Here is a 20271-nt window from a genome sequence, read left to right as displayed (position 1 = left end):
GGCCCGCGTCCAGCAGGAACGCCTCCCGCGAGCGCCGCCAGTCACCCGTGACGGCGGTGCGCTTCGCGGAGGTGCCCGGCGCCGGCTCGGTGGCCGACGGAACGTTCCGTCGGCAGGCGCCGGGGGGTCGTAAACCAGTCAGTCCGGTGAGGGAGCGGGTTCGCGACCAAGGTGGGGGACGGGAGGGAGGGGGAGGGAGCCGTTCGCCTCGGTGGACGGGCGGGCGGGTCGGCCGGACGGGTGGAGGCTCAGTGGATGATGCCGGTCCGCAGGGCCACGGCGACCATGCCGGCGCGGTCACCGGTGCCGAGCTTGCGGGCGATGCGGGCGAGGTGGCTCTTGACGGTCAGGGCGGACAGGCCCATCGAGACGCCGATGGCCTTGTTCGACTGGCCCTCCGCCACCAGTCGCAGGACCTCGACCTCACGGCCGGACAGTTCGCGGTAGCCGCCCGGGTGGCTCGGGGCACCCGGGTGGCGGCGGTGCATACGGGCGGCGGCGGAGCCGATGGGGGCGGCACCGGGGCGGGTGGGGAGCCCGACGTTGGTGCGGGTGCCGGTGACGACGTAGCCCTTCACACCGCCCGCCAGGGCGTTGCGTACGGCGCCGATGTCGTCGGCGGCGGAGAGGGCGAGGCCGTTCGGCCAGCCCGCGGCGCGGGTCTCGGACAGCAGGGTGAGACCGGAGCCGTCGGGGAGGTGGACGTCGGCGACGCAGATGTCGCGGGGGTTGCCGATGCGGGGACGAGCCTCCGCGACGGACGAGGCTTCGATGACGTCGCGCACACCGAGCGCCCAGAGGTGGCGGGTGACGGTGGAGCGGACGCGTGGATCGGCCACGACCACCATGGCGGTCGGCTTGTTCGGGCGGTAGGCGACCAGGCTTGCGGGCTGCTCGAGGAGAACGGACACCGGGCCTCCTGGGGTGCGGGGACGGCTTTCAAGGTCACAGTCGTCTTCGGCACCAAACCTCTGGCCCTTTAGGGAAAGATCACGATTTAGTGAGTAACAATTGGGGCAATTCGGACAGGTGGTCGATCGTTCGAGGCCGGTATCGGTTCGATCGCGGACAGTTTCCTGACCGAAAGTGGCCGTATCGACAAAGTGACGGTCAGGCCGGACCCCTCGGTCCGCCCCCGCGTCAGCGTGCCTGCGGGTCGCGGCGCTGCGGCAGCGTCACCACCGAGGCGTCCCCGGGACCCGCCGGCGGCAGCCCCGCGACCTGGGCGAGCAGATCGCACCACGACGTCAGATGGGCCGCCGTGTCGGGGACGCCGCCCAGGCCCTCCCGCGGGGTCCAGGAGGCGCGGATCTCGATCTGCGAGGCCGCCGGGCGCTCCGACAGCCCCCCGAAGTAGTGGGAGCTCGCCCGGGTCACGGTGCCGCTCGGCTCGCCGTACGACAGCCCGCGCGCCTGGAGCGCGCCGGTCAGCCAGGACCAGCACACCTCGGGCAGCAGCGGATCCGCGGCCATCTCCGGCTCCAGCTCCGCGCGCACCAGCGTCACCAGCCGGAACGTCCCCCGCCAGGCGTCGTGCCCGTCCGGGTCGTGCAGCAGCACGAGACGGCCGTCGGCCAGGTCCTGGTCGCCGTCGACGACGGTCGCCTCCAGTGCGTACGCGAAGGGGGCGAGACGCTGGGGCGCCTTGGTCTGCTCCACCTCGATCTGCGGGCGCAGCCGGCTGCCGCGCAGGGCCTCCACCGCGGCGCGGAAGGCCGGCGGGGCCGTACTGCGCGCATTCCGGTCCCCCTCTCCGCCGCCCTTCGTGTCATCCGCTCCGCCAGTGCCGTCCGACAGTCTTCCCTGAGCCGCAGCCATGCCGGGAAGATTAAGGGGAACACGGGCTGCGTGCAGGGAGGGACACCCGGAGATCACCGCCGCCCCCGGCCCCCGGCCCTCTCCGGCCGTGCGAGACTTGGGCCCGTGAGTGCCAACCAGACGCCGCCTTCCGCCCCGTACGACTCCGCCTTCCTCAAGGCGTGCCGGCGCGAGCCCGTGCCGCACACACCGGTGTGGTTCATGCGGCAGGCCGGGCGCTCACTGCCGGAGTACCGCAAGGTCCGCCAGGGCATCGGAATGCTCGACTCCTGCATGCGTCCCGACCTGGTCACCGAGATCACCCTGCAGCCCGTGCGCCGGCACGGCGTCGACGCGGCGATCTACTTCAGCGACATCGTCGTCCCGCTCAAGGCCATCGGCATCGACCTCGACATCAAGCCGGGCGTCGGCCCCGTCGTGGAGCAGCCCGTGCGCACCCGCGCCGACCTGGCCCGGCTGCGCGACCTCACCCCCGAGGACGTCTCCTACGTCACCGAGGCCATCGGCCTGCTGACGGACGAGCTGGGCACCACCCCGCTCATCGGTTTCGCCGGTGCGCCCTTCACCCTCGCGAGCTACCTCGTCGAGGGCGGTCCGTCCCGCACCTACGAGAACGCCAAGGCGATGATGTACGGCGACCCGGAGCTCTGGGCCGACCTGCTCGACCGGCTCGCGGAGATCACGGCCGCCTTCCTCAAGGTGCAGATCGAGGCCGGCGCCTCCGCCGTCCAGCTCTTCGACTCCTGGGCCGGCGCACTCGCCCCCGCCGACTACCGGCGCTCGGTGCTGCCCGCCTCCGCGAAGGTCTTCGACGCGGTCGCCGGATACGGCGTCCCGCGCATCCACTTCGGCGTCGGCACCGGCGAACTGCTGGGCCTCATGGGCGAGGCCGGCGCGGACGTCGTCGGCGTCGACTGGCGCGTCCCGCTCGACGAGGCCGTCCGCCGGGTCGGCCCCGGCAAGGCGCTCCAGGGCAACCTCGACCCGACCGTGCTGTTCGCCGGGACCGAGGCCGTGGAGACGAAGGCCCGCGAGGTCCTCGACGCCGCCTCGGGTCTGGAGGGGCACGTCTTCAACCTCGGCCACGGCGTGATGCCGTCCACCGACCCGGACGCGCTGACCCGGCTCGTGGAGTACGTCCACACCCGGACGGCCGTCTGACCCTCCCGGGCCCCCGGCCCGCGCCGAACCGCTCCGTGTGACGCCCCCTCACCACCCGGGCCGCGCCCGCCGGCCGAACAGCAGGCCGCGCGGCTCCGGTGGCGGGGGCGTCCCCGGGCGCAGCGGCCACGCGATGGCCATGCCCGCCAGGAAGCCCACGACGTGCGCCGCGTACGCCACCGTGCCCGCGTCCGAGACACCCTCGCCGTTGGAGTACACGGCCTGGAGCACGAACCAGAAGCCGAGCACCAGCCACGCCGGCAGCCGCAGCGGCAGGAAGACGAGGAACGGCACGAGGACCCACACCCGGGCCCTCGGGTACAGCACCAGATAGGCGCCCAGCACCCCGGCGATGGCCCCGGACGCGCCGATCAGCGGTTCCGCCGAGTCGTCGTTGAGCAGCGCGAAGCCGTACGAGGCCGCGTAGCCGCAGACGACGTAGAACAGCAGGAACCGCACATGGCCCATGCGTTCCTCGATGTTGTTGCCGAAGATCAGCAGGAACAGCATGTTGCCCAGCAGATGCAGCCAGCCGCCGTGCAGGAACAGTGCGGTGAACACCGACAGCGCGGGGGACTTGTCGTAGTCCGGCGGGCCGATCACACAGCCCGGGCCGTGCGGCCCGACGGCGACGTCCCCCGTGGGGACCACTCCGGGCAGCTGACCGTGGATCAGCTCCCGCGGGACGGCCGCGTACTGCTCCAGGAACGCCTGCAGATGGCACAGCTGCGCCAGGCTGCCCTCCCCGGCCACGGAGCCGGCGCCGCCGGGCATGAAGAGGAAGACCAGGACGTTCGCGATGAGCAGCGCGTAGGTCACATGGGGCGTACGGCTCACGGGATTGACGTCATGGACGGGGATGACCACGACAGATATCTGCCCCCGATCGCTACGTCGAATCGGTGAACACCGGCGTGTCCCGCTGCGTATGTCTCGGCAACCGCCCGCGGCACGGGGAAGGCGGGCCGCGGGGACGACGTGAGGAACAGGCGATGAGCGACCGAGTAACTCCTCCGATTCACGCACTGCCCGACGGGGAGGCCGAGATCGCCGTGGTGCTGCGGCTGCCGTGGGAGGACGTGGCCCGGCTGGGCCAGGACGCCGGGCGTCTCGCGACGCAGATGCAGCGGCCGGTGACGCTGGACGAGGCGGTCAGCCACCGGCTGCGGTCCGCGCGGCCCGCCGCCGCGCACGCCAAGCCCGCGGGGGAGCAGCCCGCCGCCATGCCGAGCAGCGCGTCCGTGTCCTCGCTGCCCTCGCGGCCGCCGGCCGAGCAGGCGCGGCAGGCCATCGAGAGGATCAACGGCAGCGCGTGAGCCGCCGCCCGGCCGCCGGCTCAGGAGACGCCGTGCACCGCCTTGGACGCCTTGCGGGCCGCCACCAGGACCGGGTCCCACACCGGAGAGAAGGGCGGCGCGTACCCCAGGTCCAGTGACGTCATCTGCTCCACCGTCATCCCGGCCGTCAGCGCCACCGCCGCGATGTCGACCCGCTTGCCCGCGCCCTCCCGACCGACGATCTGCACGCCGAGCAGCCGTCCCGTACGGCGCTCGGCGAGCATCTTGACCGTCATGGGGGAGGCGCCCGGGTAGTACCCGGCCCGGCTCGTGGACTCGATGGTGGCGGTGACGTACCGCAGACCCGCCCCGCGCGCGTCCTTCTCGCGCAGGCCCGTGCGGGCGATCTCCAGGTCGCACACCTTGCTGACGGCCGTGCCGACCACCCCGGGGAACGTGGCGTACCCGCCGCCCACGTTGGTGCCGATGACCTGCCCGTGCTTGTTGGCGTGGGTGCCGAGCGGAACATGGCGCTCCTGGCCGGAGACCAGGTCGAGGACCTCCACGCAGTCGCCGCCGGCGTAGATGTCGGCGTGGCCGCGCACCCGCAGGGACCGGTCGGTGAGGAGTCCGCCGTGCCGGCCCAGCGGCAGGCCCGCCGAGCGCGCCAGGGTGGTCTCCGGACGGACGCCGAGGCCCAGGACGACCACGTCCGCCGGGTACTCGGCGCCCTCGGTGGCCACGGCCCGTACGCGCCCGTCGTCGCCCGTGAGGATCTTGGTGACCTCGGTGTCGCCCACCATGGTGATGCCGAGGCCCTCCATGGCCTCGTGCACCAGGCGGCCCATGTCCGGGTCCAGCGTCGACATGGGCTCGCTGCCCCGGTTGACGACCGTCACCTCGTAGCCGCGGTTGATGAGGGCCTCGGCCATCTCCACGCCGATGTACCCGGCGCCGACCACCACCGCGCGCCGGCCCCGCGTGCGCGACAGCGTGTCGATCAGGGCCTGCCCGTCGTCGAGGCTCTGCACCCCGTGCACCCCGGGCGCGTCGGCGCCCGGCATGTCGGGCCGGACCGGCCGGGCCCCGGTCGCGATCACGAGCTTGTCGTACGACGTCCAGGACTCGTCCCCGGAGGCGAGGTCACGCGCGCGTACCCGCCGCCCGGCCACGTCGATCTCGACGACCTCGGTCCGCAGCCGCAGATCGATGTCCCGCGCGCGGTGCTCCTCGGCGGTCCGCGCGATCAACTCCTCGCGCCCGGCGACGTCACCCCCCACCCAGTACGGGATGCCGCAGGCCGAGTAGGAGGTGAAGTGGCCGCGTTCGAAGGCCACGATCTCCAGGTCCCCGGCGTCCCTGAGCCGGCGTGCCTGCGACGCCGCGGACATCCCCGCGGCGTCGCCTCCGATCACGACCAGCCGTTCCCGTACACCCCGCGCAGCGCTCATGTCCATGCGAACACGCTACGGGGGCCGGGCATTTCAGTGCCGCTCGCCACCCTGTTCGCCGCCCGCGCGCGTGGCGTCCGGCGCCGGTCGGGCCGTCGGCAGCGGCCCGACCGCGCCCAGCGGGTCCGGCACCACCGGCCGGGCCGGCCTGCGCGGCCGCACGACCTTCACCCACAGCAGCACGAGCAGCGCCGCCACCGCCAGGAACGGCAGCACGGCCCCGAACACCACGGCCAGCCAGCGCAGCATCGTCACGAACGCGTCCCAGCCGCCCGCGAGCGCGTCCAGGAAGCCCGGGTCGTCGTCCCCGGGAGCCGCCTTCTTCACCGGGGTCTCCGACAGGGACAGGGCGATGGTCGCGAGGCCGGCGCGGTCCTTCAGGGACGCCTGCTGGGCGAGCAGCGCCTCCAGGTCGGCCTGCCGGCTGCTCAGCTCACCCTCCAGCGTCACGACGTCGCTGAGCTTGGTCGCGCGGTCCATCAGCTCCCGGATCCGGGCCACACTGGCCCGCTGCGAGGTGATGCGGCTCCCCACGTCGACCACCTGGTCGGTGACGTCCTGCGCCTTGGCGCTGCGCTCCACGAGCTTCCCCGTGCCCTCCAGGTCGTCGAGGACCTCGGCGTACCGGTCGACCGGCACCCGCAGGACCACGCGCGTGCGTTCGTGGCCGTCGCCGTCCCGGCGGGTGGTCTCCTCGCCGACGAAGCCGCCCGCGTCCTCCACCGCGGCGCGGGCCGCGTCCAGCGCCTCGGGCACGTCGTCGACCCGCACGGTCAGCGAGGCGGTGCGGATGATGTGGGTGGCGGCCTCGGGCGCCGTGGACGGCTGCCTGCGGGCCGCGCCGCCCGACCCGGAGTCGGCGGCGCCGCCCGGGGCGGCCCCCTTGGCGTCCGACTTCGCGGCATCGCCCGCCGCCGATTCGGACGAGGCGCTGTCGCCGGCGCCGCTGCATCCGGTGAGCGCGAGCGCGGTGGCCAGCAGGAGGCCGGCGAGGGCCTGGACGGGTCGTGCGGAACGGCGTGCGCGCATGTGGACTGCCCCCGAGGGTTCGTCGTGGACGACTGACGCCTCTTCGACGCCCGGGGCTGCCGGAACGTTGGCGGCGTACGGTCCCGATGAGGTCACGGTCGGGACTCGGCGCGGGCACACCGGGCCCGGCGCGGGTGGCCCGTACGACCCTGGCGGGGGTGCCCGTGCCGTTTGAGAGAGTGGGATCATGCGCGAGCACACCGAGGAGCACGAGAAGACCCGCACGGGACCCGGCGGCCGGGTCGTCGTCATCGGCGGCGGCATCGCCGGGCTGGCGGCCGCCCACCGGCTGCTGGCCGGCGGCGGCGACGTCACCGTGCTCGAGGCGTCGGACCGCGTCGGCGGCAAGCTGCTGCCCGGCCGGATCGCCGGTGTGCGCGTGGACCTCGGCGCCGAGTCGATGCTCGCCCGCCGTCCCGAGGCCGTCGGCCTCGCCCGCGAGGTGGGCCTCGCGGGGCAGCTCCAGCCGCCCGCCACCGCGACCGCGTCGATCTGGACCCGCGGCGCCCTGCGCCCCATGCCCAAGGGCCATGTGATGGGCGTCCCCGGCACCGCGGCCGCCCTGTCCGGCCTGCTCACGCCGGAGGGCCTGGCCCGGATCGAGCGCGACGCCGACCTGCCGCGCACCGAGGTCGGCGACGACGTCGCCGTCGGCGCGTACGTCGCGGCCCGCCTCGGCCCCGAGGTCGTCGACCGCCTGGTCGAACCCCTGCTGGGCGGCGTGTACGCGGGCGACGCCTACCGCATCTCGCTGCGCTCCGCCGTCCCCCAGCTCTACCAGGCCGCGCGGACGCACGACTCGCTCACCGGGGCCGTGCGCGAGATCCAGGCCGCGGCCGCCGCCCGGCAGCAGACCGGGCCGGTGTTCATGGGCATCGAGGGCGGCGTCGGACAGCTCCCGCTCGCCGTCGCCGCGTCCGTCCGCGCGCGCGGCGGCGAGATCGTCACCGGCGCGCCGGTCACCGAACTGCGCCGCGAGGGGCCCACCGGATGGCGCGTCGTCGCCGGCGACCGGGTGCTGCGCGCCGACGCCGTCGTCGTCGCCGTGCCCGCCCCGGCCGCCGCGGCCCTGCTGCGGGCCGAGGCCCCCGCGGCCGCCGCCGAGCTCGACACCGTCGAGTACGCCTCGATGGCCCTGGTCACCCTGGCCTACCGGCGCGCCGACGCCGCCGCCCTCCCCGACGGCAGCGGCTTCCTGGTGCCGCCCGTCGATGGCCGCACCATCAAGGCGTCGACGTTCGCCTCCCGCAAATGGGGCTGGATCGCCGACGAGGACCCGGAGGTGCTGGTGCTGCGCACCTCCGTCGGACGGTACGGCGAGACGGAGATCCTGTCCCGCGACGACGCCGACCTCGTCGCCGTCTCCCGGCGGGACCTCCAGGAGGCGACGGGCCTCGCCGCCACGCCCCTGGAGACCCGCGTCACCCGCTGGACCGGCGGGCTGCCCCAGTACCCCGTCGGCCACCACGCGCGCGTGGCCCGCGTCCGCGCGCGCGTCGCCGAACTCCCGGGCCTGGCCGTGTGCGGCGCCCCGTACGACGGCGTCGGCATCCCGGCCTGTATCGCGAGCGCCTACGCGGCGGCCGACCAGCTGGCCGGAGACCTGAGCGGTGTGCAGCAGCTCACCGCCCACCCGGTGCAGAGTCTGCACGGAGGAGCGGGAGAATGAGGGACATGAGTGACGACGCCTCCACCACCGAGACCGGCAGGATCCCGAACAAGGGCAAGCTGGCCAAGGACCTCAACGAGGTCATCCGCTACACCCTCTGGTCGGTCTTCAAGCTGAAGGACGTGCTCCCGGAGGACCGCACGGGCTACGCCGACGAGGTGCAGGAGCTGTTCGACCAGCTCGCCGCCAAGGACGTGACCGTCCGCGGCACCTACGACGTCTCCGGTCTGCGCGCCGACGCCGACGTCATGATCTGGTGGCACGCGGAGACCAGCGACCAGCTCCAGGAGGCGTACAACCTCTTCCGCCGCACCAGGCTGGGCCGCGCCCTGGAGCCCGTCTGGTCGAACATGGCGCTGCACCGCCCCGCCGAGTTCAACCGCTCGCACATCCCGGCGTTCCTCGCCGACGAGACGCCCCGCGACTACGTCAGCGTGTACCCGTTCGTGCGCTCCTACGACTGGTACCTGCTGCCCGACGAGGACCGCCGCCGCATGCTCGCCGACCACGGCAAGATGGCCCGCGGCTACCCCGACGTCCGCGCCAACACGGTCGCCTCCTTCTCCCTCGGCGACTACGAGTGGATCCTCGCGTTCGAGGCCGACGAGCTGTACCGCATCGTCGACCTGATGCGTCACCTGCGCGGCTCGGAGGCGCGCAAGCACGTCCGCGAGGAGGTCCCCTTCTACACCGGCCGCCGCAAGTCGGTGGCGGACCTGGTCGCCGGACTGGCCTGACCCGCGACGCACGGAGGCCCGGGGGATCGCCCCGGGCCTCCGTGCGTGTGCGGTGATGCGGTGGCCGCTCAGCCGGCGGCCTTCGGCCGCTCACCCGGCTTCGTCGCGGCCGGCCGCTTGGACGTGCGGGAGTCCGCGCGCTGCGGTTCGGGCTGCGGCCGCCCCTCGCACGACGCCCGGCGGGCCGGGAGCCGCCCTTCCAGCAGATAGGCGTCGACGTGCGCGTTGACGCACGCGTTGGGCCCGTACGCGATGCCGTGCGTCCCGGCGTTGCGCTCGGTCACCAGCACCGAGCCGGCCAGCCGGCGGTGCATCTCCAGCGCCCCGTCGTACGGCGTGGCCGCATCCCGCTCGGCCGCCAGGATCAGGATCGGGGGCACCTCGCCCGGCCCGGTCCGCACGTCCACCGGCTGCTGCCGCGGCGCCTTCCAGAACGCGCACGGCAGGTTCATCCAGGCGTTGTCCCAGGTCTCGAAGGGCGCCACCCGCGCCAGACGCGTGTTGTCCCGGTCCCAGACCCGCCAGTCGGTCGGCCAGGGCGCGTCGTTGCACTCCACGGCCGTGTAGACGGCGTTGGTGTTCTCCTCCTCGGCCGCCGCCTCCGTCACCGGTGACGCCAGTTCCACCAGCGGCTTGGAGTCGCCCTTCAGATACGCCGACAGCGCCTGCGCGCGCGAGGGCCAGTAGTCGTCGTAGTAGCCGGCCTGCAGGAACGCCTCCTGCAACTGCCCAGGACCGATCCGCCCGCCGGCCGGCTTCGCGGCCAGCCGGGCCCGCGCCTTGTCGTAGCTGCGCAGCACCGCCTCCGGGGTGCGGCCCAGCCCGTAGTCGGCGTGGTGCTCGGCCACCCACTCCCGGAAGTCCGCCCAGCGGCTCTCGAACGCCACCGACTGGGCGAGGTTGTTGTGGTACCAGATCTGCGCGGGGTCCGGGTTCACCGCCGAGTCGAACACCATGCGCCGCACGTGCGTGGGGAACAGGTGCGCGTACAGCGCGCCGAAGTAGGTGCCGTACGACGCGCCCATGAACGTCAGCTTCGGCTCGCCCAGCGCGGCGCGCAGAACGTCCAGGTCGCGGGCGTTGTTCAGGGAGTTGTAGTGCCGCAGCGCACTGCCCGCGCGCCGGGCGCAGCCGCGCGCGTACGCCTTGGCCCGGGCGATGCGCTCCTTCTTGTGCGCCTCGGACGGGTGGACCGGCGCGAGGGTCGGCGCCTTGAGGCGCTCCGCGGGGTCCTGGCAGGACAGGGGAGCGGACGGACCGACTCCGCGCGGGGCGTAGCCCACCAGGTCGTAGGCGCCCGCCAGGCGCTTCCACGCGGGCAGCACCCCGATCAGCGGGAAGTGCAGTCCCGAGGCGCCCGGACCGCCCGGGTTGTAGACCAGGGCGCCCTTGCGCGGCACCCGGTGCTTGCTGTTGCCCGGGTCCCGGTGGGTGGCGCGCACCCGGCTGACGGTGAGCCGGATCTGCTCGCCGTACGGGCGCGCGTAGTCGAGGGGGACGGACACCGTCCCGCACTTCACGTTCTCCGGGAGGCCCTGGCTCTTGGGGCAGGCGCCGAAGTCGATGCCGGCGGTCTCGGCGCGCAGGGCGGCGACCGCGGTGCCGTGTCTCTCGCCCCAGCCGGGCGCGGCTCCGGTGGCCCCTGCCGGTGCTGCGGACAGGGTCGTCAGGAGCAGTGCCCCCGCGGCCGGATAGAGGGCGGCAGCTCGCATCGCGTATCCCTTCGGTGCACGGCAGCAACAGAAGGGATATTTCGTTCGCTGGTTGAGGAAGTAAAGCACCGCCCGCCGGTGTCGGCGTCAATGCCCCCTATGCGTCACGCGAGCCCGGACGTGCCGTCGCGGTGACGGTCCGTCCGGTGCGCCGGGCCGCGGTGCGCGAAGGCCGCCCGCAGCTCCGGCTCGCCGACGGCCCGCACCCCGCGCACGGCGACGGCGGTCAGGAAGGTGCGGTCGTCGGAGTCGCGGGAGCGCCGGACGAGGGAGTTCAGCAGCCGCTGCCCGGCCGGGGAGGCCCACTGGGCGTACGGGGAGATCTCGACGCGGGCGATGGCCAGGCAGCTCAGGGCGAGGATCAGGGGCAGCGCGAACCAGAGCGCGACCAGCTCCCCCGGCATGTCCGAGCGGCCGGGCGTCAGCAGCGCCAGGGCGCCGAGCACCGGCACGGCCAGGGCGGCGAACCGCACCTGACGGATCGCCGCCGTGATGTCGCGGCGCGGGCCGTCGGGGACGGCGAGGCCCGCGCCCACCAGCCGGTCGGCGAGGCTGCCGACGGCGTCGGCGGCGGCCGCCGCGTCCCGCACCGGAGCTATTCGCGACTGGCCCTCGGGTCCGATGGCCCCGATCACCGAACGCTCCATCTCGTCGCGGCCGCGCGGATCGACGACCGTCGCCCACCCGGTGTGCGCGAGCAGCAGCCGTCGCTGCCGGGCCATGGAGACGAGGGTCAGATCGGCGACCCGGCGGGGGCCGCCGGACAGGAACGCCGCCTCGTACAGGGTCAGATCGTGCCGCCGGGCGGCGGGCGCGCCGTTCACGTCCGTGGCCGCGGCGTGTACGGCGGCGAGGCACAGCCGGGTGCAGGCCGTGCCGGCGACGGCCCAGGCCAGCAGCAGGAGGAGGACCCAGAACATGCCGTTTTTCTATGCCAGAAGCACGGCGTGGCGCCATGGTTTGTTCACCATCCGGACACGGCTGTGCGAGGTTGCGACATTCCGGATCGGGACGGGTGGCGGTCAGGAGGTGCCCGAACCGTCCTGCGGCTCCTGGGTGGTGCGCGGGCGCGGACTGCTGGCCGCCGGCGGCAGCGAGTACGTCGGCGACGGATCCGGGTTCGCCGGCACCGCCGGGGACGGGTCGGCGACCGGGCCGGGCGGGGCGGGAGAGGGGACGAGCGGAGGCGTGCTGCCGGCGGCCAGGTCCCGGGCCAGCGCCTCGTAGTCGACGTGACCGGTGGCCTCCAGGACCGTGATGTGGTCCAGGACGGTGGTGTTGGCGTCGTCGGCCAGCTTGCGGACCAGCGAGTTGCGGGTGCCGGCCCGCACCTCGGCCACGACCGTGAACACCTTGCCGTGCGCCAGCCGCAGGATGTTGGCGAACTTCCGGTCGAACTCGGTGCCTTCGGCCCCGCTCAGTTCACTCAGCCACCCGCGCTGCTGCTCCGTGGGCTCGTCGGGCAGCTGGAGGCCGAGTTCGGCCGCCACGTCGCGTACCCGGTCGTCGAGGAACGTGTGCCCCTCGACGAGGTGCCGCCCGGCGGTCCGCACGGCGTCGGTGGTGCCCTTCTGCTGGGCCAGCCGGCCGGCGGGCAGCTCCCACAGGCCCGCGAGCCGGACCTTCGTGATGAAGTCGCGGTCGAGGGCCAACAGGGGGCCGTAGCCGGTCGTGACGCTCTGGGCGTCGAGCACGGCGAGCCCGGTCCCCGCCCGGTCGGCGTACGACCAGATCGGCAGGATCATCGCCGCGAGGGTGGCCACCAGGCCCGTGACGATGAGACCGGTGCCGCTGAGGATGCCTCGGCCCTTGAGGGGAGGTCGCGGTCGCATGGGGTGCCTCCTGCTGCGGCACCGCACGTCAGTGCGCTTCGGGGATGGGATGGGCATAGTACTTCGAGCCCACGCGGACCGCCGCCGGCCGTCACGGAGTCCGGCGTACGGGGAGGAAGCGCCCGAAGGCGGGCCGGGCGGCCGTCAGCGGCGCAGCAGTACCCGGCGCGTGGCCCGCGCCAGCCGTACCGCGGGGCGGCGCGAGCGCGGCTTCGGACCCGACCGCTCCAGCCACCACTCCCGCAGCTCCGCCCGGGCGTCCGCGTCCGCCAGCCGTCCTTCGTCCAGCAGGTGCCCCGCGAAGTCCAGCGCGTCCCGCCGGTAGCCGCCGGTCATCGGGTGCCGCTGCGCGTACGCGAGGAACGCCGGCCGGTAGCCGTCCCCGAGGATCACCGGCAGTTCGGGTGCCACCTTGGCCAACACGTCCGCCCGCTTCCCGGCGAGCGCCCGCGCCTGCACCCCGAGCCGCACCCGGTCGAAGCCCTCCGGCGCGGGGGTCCCCGCGACGAGGGCGGACAGCAGCGCCGTCTGCGCCAGCGCCAGGCGCTCCCGGACCGGCGCGGGGGCCACGGCGACCCCGGGAGACCCCGTCCGCGCCGGCTCCGCCGGGGCCGCCGCCCGCCGGGCCCCGCCCGTCGCCAGCGCCTCCCGGATGGTCTCCAGCTCCCGCTCCAGCTCCGCCGGCTCGGGGAAGTTCTCGTCCCGCTCCAGCAGCACCCCCGCCGGGGACACCCGGGACGCGAGGTCCGTCAGGATGTCGAGGACCGGCCGCGGCACCGGGTGGGCGTGGCTGTCGTGCCAGACCCCGTCGCGCTCGAAGCCGCCCGCGACATGCACGTACGCGATGGCCTCCAGCGGCAGTTCGGCGAGCGCCCTGGCGGGATCCTCGCCCCGGTTGACGTGGTTGGTGTGCAGGTTGGCCACGTCGATGAGCAGCCGGACGCCGGTGCGGTCGGCCAGCTCGTACAGGAACTGGCCCTCCGTCATCTCCTCACCGGGCCAGGAGAACAGCGCCGCGATGTTCTCCACGGCGAGCGGCACCGGCAGCGCGTCCTGCGCGATCCGCACGTTCTCGCACAGCACGTCCAGGGCGTCCCGGGTGCGCGGCACCGGCAGGAGGTGCCCCGCCTCCAGGCGCGGGGACGCGGTCAGCGCGCCGCCCGCCCGGACGAACGCGATGTGCTCGGTGACCAGCGGCGAGCCCAGCGCCCGCGCCCGCTCGGCGAGCGCGGTCAGCCGCCCCTCGTCGGGCCGTTCGGCGCCGCCCAGGCCGAGGGAGACGCCGTGCGGGACCACGGTCACCCCGCGCTCCCGCAGCCGCAGCAGCGACTCCGGGAGGTGTCCGGGGCAGACGTTCTCGGCGACCGTCTCGACCCAGTCGATGCCCGGCATGCGCTCCACGGCGTCCGCGATCTCCGGACGCCATCCGATCCCGGTCCCCAGCCGCACCATCGTCCCCACCTCCACCTCGTGCCGGTCCGCCGTCCGCCTCCCCGGGCGTGCCGGACGTGCCCGGGGTATGGCCCCGCGCGGACCCGCCCGAACCCTCGCGGTGCCACCTTCAGAGCAACATTTGAGGTTCGCCGCCCCCGTCCCGTACGCGGGGGACGCCGGGGATGTTCAGGCGCCGGGCGGGCGGCGCAGCGCCGGGTGGTCGGCGACGACGGTGCAGGAGCCCGGCGCGATCTCCGTGAACCCGGCGTCCCGCACCAGCGGCAGGCCGGACTCCGTCAGCTCGCGCCAGCGCGCCGGGTCCGCGGTCCGCACGGCCAGCGGGAACCCCGCCGCGCGCCAGGCGTCCCGGTCCGCGTCCGGCAGCTCCCACCAGGCGAGCTGTGCCGCGTGCCCGGTCTGCGCCATCGCCTTGCCGGCCGACATGGCGAGGTCGGGGTTGAGCCACAGCACGGGCTCGGCGGGACCGGCGGGCAGGGGCGGCTCCGGGTCGTCGAGGTCGGTGCCGGAGACCTGGAGCTTCGCCAGATCCCTGGGCCAGCCGTCCAGCGGGACCGGCGGGAAGACCCGCACCTCGGCGGACTTGCCGGTGACGGTGACGCCGGGCAGCTCCTGGACGCGCCGCCACTCGGCGCCCCGCGCCCGCCGCACGACCTTGCGGATCCGCGCGTCCTCCCAGTCCCGGACGGCTTGGGCCCACTCGCCCTCGCCGAGGGAGCGCTCGTCGCTCAGGAACACCAGGACGGCGCGCGCCGACGTCTCCAGCGCGTCGGTGCGGGCCGGGGGAGCGGCACGCTCGATGCGTACGACCAGGGGCAGGACGAACTGCGGGGCGCTGTCGCGCGCCTCCGACTCGGAGCGGAAGGGGCTGTCACCGGAGGGCGTGGGCTCACTGTTCACACGCTCCAGTCTGCCAACCCGGCGCGCGGACCGACGACGCCGCCGGCACCCGTACGCCCCGCGCGGTCAGCCGGAGCAGGCCGTGCGCTGCGCCTCCTGCCACTCGCAGACCGGGCAGAGCGTGATGCCCTTGTACGCCTGCGGGTACTCCGTCGGCTCCCGGCACAGCACGCACTCCGCGTACGGCGGCCCGTCCGCCTTCGGCGGCTTCACCACGTCGGCGATCGTGCAATAGTCCTCGCTCATGCCTCCAGCGTAGAACGGTCAGCGGCGGCCGCCCGAGGCGCCGATCAGCTCGGACACCCGCACCAGCCGGAAGCCCTTGCGGCGCAGCTCCGGCACCACCTCGCGCACCACGCGCTCGGTCGTCGGGGCCGCGCTCAGCGTGCAGTGCAGCACGACCACGGACCCGGCCCGCACCTCGTCCAGGACGTCCCGGGCGACGGCGCCGGCGTCCGTGGCGAACGCGTCCCCGCTCACCACGTCCCACTGCACGGCCGTGACACCGGCCGGGGTCAGCGCCCGCAGCGCCCGTTCGTCGTGGCAGCCGCCGGGGAAACGGAAGTACGGCATCGCACCGCGGACGCCGGCCCTGCGGAAGGCCGCGTAGGCCCGCTCCATGTCCGTGCGCATCCGCTCCTCGTCCACGGTCGGCAGGCCGTAGCAGTCCTCGGTGAAGGCGTAGTGGCTGTAGGAGTGGTTGGCGATCTCGAAGAGGGGGTCCCGGCCGAGGGAGCGGGCCTGCCGCGGATACTGCTCGGCCCACCGGCCCGTCATGAACACGGTGGCCGGCACCTTCAGCTCCCGCAGGGCCGCGATCAGCCCCGGGTTGTCGAACCGCTCGCCCCGCGCCGCGCGCGGGCCCTGGTCGGCGGTCATGTCGGCGTCGAAGGTCAGCGCGACGGCCCGGTCGCCGGTGCGGGGGCCGTGCTCGAAGACCGGGGTCAGGCCGGCCGGGCCGGGGGCGAGGGTCGGCGGCCCGGCCGCGGGCGAGGCGGAGGCGACGGCGGAGCCGGGGGTGGCGCGGGGCGCGCGGACCGGTTGCGGTGCCGAGCACGCGGCGAGTGCGGTGAGCGCCGTGCCGAGGGCGCAGACGGCGGCGATGCGCCGGACGCGAGTGATCACCGCTCGACGATATGAGGATCAGATGGACATTCCGGTCCGCCGGCGGGGGCGCCGGGCCGGAGTCACCCGGCCGGTCGGCGGAGGCCGCCGCGCGGCGCCCGGCCGGGTCCGCCGGGTCAGCGGCGCCAGGGTCCCGTCACCGCGAACGTCGTCCCGGGGTCGTAGCAGTTGACGTACATCGTGTCGCCGTCGGGGGAGAAGGTGACGCCGGCGAACTCGCCCCACTCCGGCTCCTGCGGGGTGTTGAGGTTCTGGGCGTTGCGCGCCATCGCGTACACCTCCCCGCGCCGGGTCACGCCGAAGACGTGCTGGGCGCCGTTGCCGTCCTCGCACACCATCAGGCCGCCGCTCGGGGCGAGGCAGATGTTGTCCGGGGACTCGCCGGGGAGCTGGACGTCCGTGTCGGGGCCGAAGACGATCACCAGGGTGAGCCGGCGCTCGGTGGGGTCGTAACGCCAGATCTGCCCGTAGTGGTCCGCCGCCGAGCCGTCCGAGCGGCGGGCGAAGGAGGAGACGAAGTACACCGACCGCCCGCCCCAGTAGCAGCCCTCGAGCTTCTGCGCGTGGGTGATGCCCTTCGGGCCGAAGTCCTGGAAGCGGATCGGCGTTCCGGCGGCGAGCGGGTCGGGCACGTCCACCCACTCGATCCGGTCGAAGGTGGTGCCCGTCTCCTGGGTCGTGGACAGGTCCGGCACGCCCGGCACCCGCATGGCCTGCAGGCGCCCACCGGCGCGCAGCGAGCCGAGACCGCCCTGCGGCCGTTCGGGCAGGAAGCGGTAGAACAGCCCGAAGGGCCGCTCGAACGCGTCCTCGGTCTCGTAGACGATCCCGCGCTTGGGGTCGACCGCGACGGCCTCGTGCTGGAAGCGGCCCATGGCGGTGAGCGGGACCGCGCCCGAGCGGTGCGGATTGCCGGGGTCGACCTCGAAGATGAAGCCGTGGTCCTTGGTGTAGCCGTTGGTGCCGGCCCGGTCCTCGGTCTCCTCGCAGGTCAGCCAGGTGCCCCAAGGAGTCGGGCCGCCCGCGCAGTTGACGGCGGTGCCGGCGATGGCGACCCGCTCGGACAGCACGTGGTTGTGCCGGTCCAGGGTCAGCGCCGTACAGCCGCCCTTGCCCGCCGGGTCGTAGGTCAGGCCGTCGACGGTGGGGACGGCGATCGCGGCGTTCGCGCGGTTCTCGTGGTTGCGGACCAGATGGACGCGGCCGGAGCGGGCGGCGAAGGCGGACATGCCGTCGTGGTGGGAGGGGACCCTGCCCTCACCGGAGCGGAGCTGGTCGCCCTCGCGGGAGAGCACCCGGTAGGAGAAACCTTCCGGCAGGTCGAGCAGGCCGTTCGGGTCGGGGACCAGCGGGCCGTAACCGGAGTGACCCAGGTTCTGGGCGGCGGCGGTGCCGGTGAAGAGTTCGGTGACATTGCCGGCGAAGGCGATGGAGACGCCCAACGCGCCGGTACGGGCAAGGAGCTGACGGCGGGTCGAGCCGGAGCCGCCGGGTGCGGACGCGGTTGTGGACATGGGGGGACGACCTTCCTGCTGGCGGACAGGAACTGTGACCCAGCCGTGTCTATCACCTGGCGGGACTCGCGGGAACCACGCGTGTAGCTCGTGTCACTTCCCTTGCGCGTCACCGATGATGTCGTCGATCGTCCGTTCGACCTCACGCTCCGGTGGCGGCTCCACGGCCTTCGGCGGATCGGTCTTCGACGGGTCCACGGCCTTCGACGGTTCGACGGCCTCCGGAGGGTCCTCGGCCGGGCGGCCTGCGGCCGCGGGCGCCTGGCGCTCCCCGTGGTCCTCGCCCCGCTCCAGGAAGCGCAGCAGCTCCACCGGGATCGGCAGGACCAGCGTCGAGTTCTTCTCCGCGGCCACCGCCATCACCGTCTGCAGCAGCCGCAGCTGGAGCGCGGAGGGGGTCTCGGCCATCTGGCGGGCGGCGTCGGCCAGCTTCCGGGAGGCCTGGAACTCGGCGTCCGCGTTGATGATGCGGGCCCGCCGCTCACGGTCCGCCTCCGCCTGGCGGGCCATGGAGCGCTTCATCGACTCCGGCAGGGACACGTCCTTGATCTCGACGCGGTCCACCTGCACGCCCCAGCCGATCGCCGGGCTGTCGATCATCAGCTCCAGGCCCTGGTTGAGCTTCTCCCGGTTGGAGAGCAGGTCGTCCAGGTCGCTCTTGCCGATGATCGAGCGCAGCGACGTCTGCGCCATCTGCGAGACCGCGTACTTGTAGTCCTCGACCGTGATCAGGGCGCTCGCGGCGTCGACCACCTTGAAGTACACGACCGCGTCCACCCGCACGGTCACGTTGTCGCGGGTGATGCCCTCCTGGCCCGGCACCGGCAGCGTGACGATCTGCATGTTGATCTTGTGCAGCCGGTCCACGAACGGAACGATCATCGTGAATCCCGGAGGCCGCACATCCCCGGCGAGCCGCCCCAGCCGCAGCACCACCCCGCGCTCGTACTGCTTGACGACACGGGCCGCGGCGGCCACGTAGACGGCTCCGGCGGCGGCCACTCCGGCGGCGGCGCCCAGCAGCTCCTCGACCATGTCGACCTCCTCGCTCAGAGGCCTGTTCGCACATCCCTGCCACGATATGCCCGTCCACCGGTCCGGGGCCATCAGTGCGCCGGACCGGCGGGCGGGGGTCAGCGCGCGGTGAGGCGTACCGGCGTGGTGCCCGCCGCGCTGTGCCGTTCGGCCCAGCTCTCCAGGGCCGTACGGCAGGCGTGGTCGAGGTGGTGCAGGCCGGACAGGTCGAGCTCCACCGGGCGGTCCTGCGGCAGGGCCTCCAGGCTGTCGAGTATCTTCGGCAGCCGCAGGAAGGTCGCGTTGCCCGACAACTGCGCCCGGACCGGTCCGGCGCCCAGGTCCCGCACCTCCAGCCGTACGTGCGAGGCATCCCAGGCGGCCTTGGCCACCGACAGGGCGAGACCGACCAGCACGCCCTCGAACATGTTCAGCGCGACGATCGACACCGCCGTGGCGACGAGGATCAGCGCCTCGCCCCGCTCACGCCGCCACAGCGTCAGCAGCCCCCGGAACGGGATCAGCCGCCAGCCCGCGTGCAGCAGGACACCGGCCAGCGCGGGCAGCGGCAGCAGCCCCAGCGTGGCCGGCAGCAGCGCCGCGAACACCAGCAGCCACACGCCGTGCAGGACACGTGCCGCCCGGGTCCGCGCCCCGGCCCGCACATTGGCGGAGCTGCGCACGATGACCGCCGTCATCGGAAGGGCGCCCAGCAGTCCGCAGACGGTGTTGCCCGTGCCCTGCGCCATCAGCTCCTGGTCGTAGCGGGTGCGGGGACCGTCGTGCATCCGGTCCACGGCCGCGGCGCTGAACAGCGACTCGGCGGAGGCGATCAGCGTGAAGGCGACGATCGTGGCGCAGACCGCCGGGTCGGCCAGGTCGGCGAGGGCGTCCGCGCCCGGCGGCTGGACCGCGCCCAGCAGGCCCTCGACCTCGACGGTCGCGACCGGCAGCGAGAGGGCGGCCGCGGCCGCCGTCGCCAGCGCGACGGCCGCGAGCGGACCGGGGACCGCGCGCACCCGGCGCGGCATCCGCGGCCACAGCACCAGGACCGCGACGGTGCCGGCGCCCAGCCCGATCGCGGCCAGCGTCTCCGCGTCGCCGGCTGCCCGGGCGAGCGTGCCGGGCAGCCCGGCGATCCGCTCGGTGCCCGAGGCGGGCGCCTCGGCGTCGGCGACCGAGTAGAGCTGCCCGGCGATCAGCACGAGACCGATCCCGGCCAGCATGCCCTCGACGACGGAGACCGAGATGGCCCGGAACCAGCGGCCCAGCCGCAGGGCGCCCATGAGGATCTGGAGCAGACCGGTGGCGAGCACCAGGACCCCGAGGACCGGCAGCCCGAACTCCCGCACCGCCTCCAGGACCAGCACGGTCAGACCGGCGGCGGGACCGGAGACCTGCAGACTGCTGCCGCGCATCAGGCCGGTGACGACGCCGCCGACGATCCCGGTGACGAGCCCGAGCTCGGCGGGGACCCCGGAGGCGACGGCCACCCCGACGCACAGCGGCAGCGCGACCAGGAACACGACCAGGGAGGCGGCCAGGTCCTTCCGTATGTGGGGGAACGCGGGCATGCGGGC

General features: G+C 74.2%; 19 protein-coding genes. 4 read left to right on the top strand and 15 right to left on the bottom strand.

The features are described from left to right. Nucleotides 1-248: 248 nt before the first annotated feature. Both ABZ899_RS29830 and ABZ899_RS29825 read right to left on the bottom strand, forming a co-directional pair. Nucleotides 249-911, bottom strand: a complete 663-nt coding sequence (locus ABZ899_RS29830; RefSeq protein ID WP_055621971.1) for a response regulator transcription factor — start codon at nt 909-911, stop codon at nt 249-251. Between the two features lie 229 nt (nt 912-1140). Then, nucleotides 1141-1818, bottom strand: a complete 678-nt coding sequence (locus tag ABZ899_RS29825; RefSeq protein WP_361351855.1) for a DUF3000 domain-containing protein — start codon at nt 1816-1818, stop codon at nt 1141-1143. Between the two features lie 105 nt (nt 1819-1923). Between ABZ899_RS29825 and hemE the strand changes: the two genes are divergently transcribed. Next, nucleotides 1924-2979, top strand: coding sequence for a uroporphyrinogen decarboxylase (gene hemE, locus ABZ899_RS29820; protein ID WP_361351852.1), 1056 nt, complete (start codon nt 1924-1926; stop codon nt 2977-2979). Nucleotides 2980-3027: 48 nt separating this feature from the next. Here hemE and ABZ899_RS29815 read toward each other — a convergent pair whose 3' ends face one another. Next, nucleotides 3028-3846 (bottom strand): rhomboid family intramembrane serine protease, encoded by an 819-nt coding sequence (locus ABZ899_RS29815; RefSeq protein ID WP_361351849.1) that lies wholly within the window; start codon nt 3844-3846, stop codon nt 3028-3030. A gap of 125 nt (nt 3847-3971) precedes the next feature. Between ABZ899_RS29815 and ABZ899_RS29810 the strand changes: the two genes are divergently transcribed. Continuing rightward, nucleotides 3972-4295 carry a hypothetical protein gene (locus ABZ899_RS29810; RefSeq protein WP_361351846.1) on the top strand — a complete coding sequence of 108 codons (324 nt, stop codon included), beginning with the start codon at nt 3972-3974 and terminating at the stop codon, nt 4293-4295. A gap of 20 nt (nt 4296-4315) precedes the next feature. Here the strand turns inward: ABZ899_RS29810 and ABZ899_RS29805 are convergent, their stop codons facing one another. Together ABZ899_RS29805 and ABZ899_RS29800 are read right to left on the bottom strand one after the other, a co-directional pair. Continuing rightward, the gene (locus tag ABZ899_RS29805) at nt 4316-5713 is read right to left on the bottom strand and encodes an FAD-dependent oxidoreductase (protein ID WP_361351843.1); all 1398 of its coding nucleotides are present in this window, start codon (nt 5711-5713) and stop codon (nt 4316-4318) included. Nucleotides 5714-5740: 27 nt separating this feature from the next. Next, the gene (locus tag ABZ899_RS29800) at nt 5741-6736 is read right to left on the bottom strand and encodes a DUF4349 domain-containing protein (RefSeq protein WP_361351840.1); all 996 of its coding nucleotides are present in this window, start codon (nt 6734-6736) and stop codon (nt 5741-5743) included. 187 nt (nt 6737-6923) lie between these two features. Here ABZ899_RS29800 and hemG point away from each other — a divergent pair, with 187 nt between their 5' ends. Together hemG and hemQ are read left to right on the top strand one after the other, a co-directional pair. Continuing rightward, the gene (gene hemG, locus ABZ899_RS29795) at nt 6924-8405 is read left to right on the top strand and encodes a protoporphyrinogen oxidase (protein ID WP_361351838.1); all 1482 of its coding nucleotides are present in this window, start codon (nt 6924-6926) and stop codon (nt 8403-8405) included. Nucleotides 8406-8410: 5 nt separating this feature from the next. Further along, the gene (gene hemQ / locus ABZ899_RS29790) at nt 8411-9142 is read left to right on the top strand and encodes a hydrogen peroxide-dependent heme synthase (RefSeq protein WP_361351835.1); all 732 of its coding nucleotides are present in this window, start codon (nt 8411-8413) and stop codon (nt 9140-9142) included. Nucleotides 9143-9210: 68 nt separating this feature from the next. Here the strand turns inward: hemQ and ABZ899_RS29785 are convergent, their stop codons facing one another. From ABZ899_RS29785 to ABZ899_RS29740, 10 genes are all read right to left on the bottom strand, one after another. Next, nucleotides 9211-10854: an alpha/beta hydrolase gene (locus ABZ899_RS29785; protein WP_361351832.1), complete on the bottom strand. Its 1644-nt coding sequence runs from the start codon at nt 10852-10854 to the stop codon at nt 9211-9213. Between the two features lie 104 nt (nt 10855-10958). After that, nucleotides 10959-11774: a TIGR04222 domain-containing membrane protein gene (locus tag ABZ899_RS29780; protein WP_361351829.1), complete on the bottom strand. Its 816-nt coding sequence runs from the start codon at nt 11772-11774 to the stop codon at nt 10959-10961. A gap of 102 nt (nt 11775-11876) precedes the next feature. Further along, entirely contained in the window at nt 11877-12686 is an 810-nt protein-coding gene (locus ABZ899_RS29775; RefSeq protein WP_361351826.1) for a DUF4142 domain-containing protein, read from the bottom strand. Nucleotides 12687-12830: 144 nt separating this feature from the next. Further along, complete coding sequence (locus tag ABZ899_RS29770) at nt 12831-14138, bottom strand: DUF692 domain-containing protein (protein WP_361351823.1); 1308 nt, start codon at nt 14136-14138, stop codon at nt 12831-12833. 168 nt (nt 14139-14306) lie between these two features. Further along, nucleotides 14307-15038, bottom strand: a complete 732-nt coding sequence (locus ABZ899_RS29765) for a peptidyl-tRNA hydrolase (protein WP_361351820.1) — start codon at nt 15036-15038, stop codon at nt 14307-14309. A gap of 66 nt (nt 15039-15104) precedes the next feature. Then, nucleotides 15105-15284 carry a hypothetical protein gene (locus tag ABZ899_RS29760; protein ID WP_361351817.1) on the bottom strand — a complete coding sequence of 60 codons (180 nt, stop codon included), beginning with the start codon at nt 15282-15284 and terminating at the stop codon, nt 15105-15107. An 18-nt stretch (nt 15285-15302) separates the two neighbouring features. Then, a complete protein-coding gene (locus ABZ899_RS29755; RefSeq protein WP_361351814.1) occupies nt 15303-16163 on the bottom strand; it encodes a polysaccharide deacetylase family protein in 861 nt (286 codons plus the stop codon). Between the two features lie 116 nt (nt 16164-16279). Further along, entirely contained in the window at nt 16280-17677 is a 1398-nt protein-coding gene (locus ABZ899_RS29750; protein ID WP_361351812.1) for an alkaline phosphatase PhoX, read from the bottom strand. A gap of 93 nt (nt 17678-17770) precedes the next feature. Then, nucleotides 17771-18712, bottom strand: a complete 942-nt coding sequence (locus ABZ899_RS29745) for a slipin family protein (protein WP_361351809.1) — start codon at nt 18710-18712, stop codon at nt 17771-17773. Nucleotides 18713-18810: 98 nt separating this feature from the next. Next, complete coding sequence (locus ABZ899_RS29740) at nt 18811-20265, bottom strand: SulP family inorganic anion transporter (RefSeq protein WP_361351806.1); 1455 nt, start codon at nt 20263-20265, stop codon at nt 18811-18813. Between the last annotated feature and the right edge of the window lie 6 nt (nt 20266-20271).

Source organism: Streptomyces sp. NPDC046859 (genome assembly GCF_040645135.1).
Taxonomy (GTDB): domain Bacteria; phylum Actinomycetota; class Actinomycetes; order Streptomycetales; family Streptomycetaceae; genus Streptomyces.
Note: the sequence above shows the minus strand (reverse complement) of the source record. Positions and strands in the feature narration are given on the sequence as shown.